Origin of the sequence: Sutterella sp. (genome assembly GCF_052272535.1) — a bacterium.
Taxonomy (GTDB): domain Bacteria; phylum Pseudomonadota; class Gammaproteobacteria; order Burkholderiales; family Burkholderiaceae_F; genus Sutterella.
In genome coordinates this window covers 1-1,602 of sequence record NZ_DAVZJY010000351.1, presented here as the reverse complement: position 1 = coordinate 1,602, position 1,602 = coordinate 1, and the positions used below count along the sequence as shown (strand labels likewise).

Here is a 1,602-nt window from a genome sequence, read left to right as displayed (position 1 = left end):
CTCGGGCTCGGGGAAGTCCACTCTGCTCAACATCCTCGTGGGGCTGCTCCCCCCGACCGAAGGCGGGGTGACCCTCTGCGGCCGGGCGCTCGCGGGCCTCACAGACGCCGAGAGCTCCGAATTGAGAAACGCCCGGGTGGGGTACGTCCCGCAGACGGCGGGCCTCATCCCAACCCTCACGATCGAGGAGAACGTGCGGCTGCCGTGGTACCTCGCGGGATCCCGCGGGCCCGAGCCCGAAGGCCGTGCGAAGCAGCTCCTCGCCGACGTGGGGTTGGCGGACCTGACCCTTCAGTACCCGAACGCGCTCTCCGGGGGCGAGCTGCGTCGCGCGGCCGTCGCGCGCGCACTGATGTGCTCGCCCGCCCTCATCGTCGCCGACGAACCCACGTCGAACCTAGACCCGGCGAGCGCCCGGAGCGTGGTGGAGATCTTCGGGAAGCTGACCCGGGAGGGCGGGGCCGTCCTCATGGTGACTCACGACGCCTTCAGCCTCGAGAGCTCCACGCGGATCTACGACATGTCCGAAGGCACGCTCACCGGACGCGTCGCGCCCTGAGGACGGACGGGCCGGATGGGAAAAGCAAAACGCATTCACTTTGAGAAGGAAGAAGAATCATGAAGAGACGAGAGCTCATCGGTGCGGGCATCACCGCGGCAATGCTCACGACCGTCGGAGCGGTCGAAGCGGCCGAGGCCGGGAAGGAATCCGAAAAGACCCAGAACCAGACCGCCGCCAAGAAGACGCCCCGGCGCAACCTCAAGGACGTTCCGTTCCCCGTGAAGGGCAAGGTGACGATCGTGGACTTCGGCGCCTCCTGGTGCGCAAGTTGCCCGGAGATGGCCGAGCTCATGAAGCAGATGCAGAAGGAGTACGGCGACAAGGCCGCCTTCATCACGATCGACATCGACGAGTGGCAGGGGATCGAGGACGTCTACTTGATCGACGAGATGCCCGCGCAGATCTTCTACGACCGCAAAGGCGAACCCATCTGGAAGCACGTCGGCCCCGTGGACGCCGACACGATGCGCGAGCGCGTGAACATCCTGCTGGAGGGCTGAGAAGCCCTGCGGCCGGGTGAGCCTCCGGCATCTCGGAAAGCAAAAGCGGGCGCACCCGAAGCTCTCGGGGAGCGCCCGTTTTGGATGCGCCTCCCGCCCGGAAGGACGGGAGGCGCGCGGCGTCGTGCCTCTCGTCAGAGCGCCGGGACGCGCTCGACCTGACGGCCCGGGTCGACGGCGATCGCCTTCATGCCGCGGGCTTCAATCGCCTTCACGCCGCGCTCCGTGCAGATCACGGTCGCGCCCTTGGCGACGACGTCGCCCTTCCAGAGCACCTTGCGCCCTTCAACGAAGGAGTACTTCGGCTCCTGCGTCGCGAAGTCGTAGACCGTGATGTCGGCGTCGGCGCCCACCGAGAGGTGACCCTTCTGCGTGAGGCGCAGCATGCGCGCGGGGTTGAGCGAAGTCTTCTGCGCGAATTCAGAGAGCGACAGAATGTCGAGCTTCACGAGCGAGAGGCCCTGCGAGAGGATGACCAAAAAACCGGCCTCGCGCAAGCCCCGTCCTTCAGGGCGAGGTTAGCGAGGCCGGAATGTTAGT

3 protein-coding genes are annotated in these 1,602 nt (G+C 66.6%); 2 read left to right on the top strand and 1 reads right to left on the bottom strand.

Translation table 11 applies throughout. The annotated features are described in order from the left end of the window. Positions 1 to 559: ABC transporter ATP-binding protein (locus ACT6Y9_RS10905; RefSeq protein WP_443744547.1), on the top strand; the 559-nt coding region annotated here is incomplete at its 5' end. Between the two features lie 59 nt (positions 560 to 618). Beyond that, positions 619 to 1,062 (top strand): TlpA family protein disulfide reductase, encoded by a 444-nt coding sequence (locus ACT6Y9_RS10900; RefSeq protein WP_295477850.1) that lies wholly within the window; start codon positions 619 to 621, stop codon positions 1,060 to 1,062. 134 nt (positions 1,063 to 1,196) lie between these two features. On the opposite strand, the gene ACT6Y9_RS10895 is transcribed toward ACT6Y9_RS10900, so the two are convergent. Continuing rightward, on the bottom strand, positions 1,197 to 1,559 hold the full coding sequence (locus tag ACT6Y9_RS10895; protein ID WP_443744546.1) for an amidohydrolase family protein: 363 nt from the start codon (positions 1,557 to 1,559) through the stop codon (positions 1,197 to 1,199). Between the last annotated feature and the right edge of the window lie 43 nt (positions 1,560 to 1,602).

Bases quoted from the DNA above. Each gene is read 5' to 3' on its own strand.
- ACT6Y9_RS10900 (WP_295477850.1), top strand. From the start codon at position 619: ATGAAGAGACGAGAGCTCATCGGTGCGGGCATCACCGCGGCAATGCTC.